The sequence below is a fragment of the Opacimonas viscosa genome (genome assembly GCF_024199005.1).
Lineage (GTDB): Bacteria > Pseudomonadota > Gammaproteobacteria > Enterobacterales > Alteromonadaceae > Opacimonas > Opacimonas viscosa.
On sequence record NZ_JANATA010000069.1, the window covers coordinates 1 to 323 of the forward strand.

Annotated in this window: 1 protein-coding gene; it reads left to right on the forward strand. The window is 47.4% G+C overall.

Translation table 11 applies throughout. The features are described 5' to 3' along the window. Positions 1-323, forward strand: a 323-nt coding sequence (locus tag NLF92_RS12735; RefSeq protein ID WP_254102573.1) for a tetraacyldisaccharide 4'-kinase, incomplete at both ends; no start/stop codon positions are given.

Genomic DNA, 323 nt, shown 5'->3' on the forward strand with positions numbered 1-323 from the left:
TAGCTTTAGCCGATTATTACCAAAGTCACGGCATAAAAGTAGGCATTCTTAGTCGAGGTTATGGCGCTAAATCAGCGGTTTACCCCCGACGAGTAAACGGCGACGACAATGCCGCAGAGGTGGGGGATGAGCCTAGACTACTGGCTATTAGAAGCCAGTGTGATGTGGTTATTGACCCAAATCGCGCTCGCGGCGCCGCCTATTTAACTGAAGAATTACAATGTGAATTGATTATTTGCGACGACGGACTGCAGCACTATGCATTACATCGTGACATTGAGCTTGTTGTTATGGACGATAGGAAAGTAGGGAGCGGTTATTTG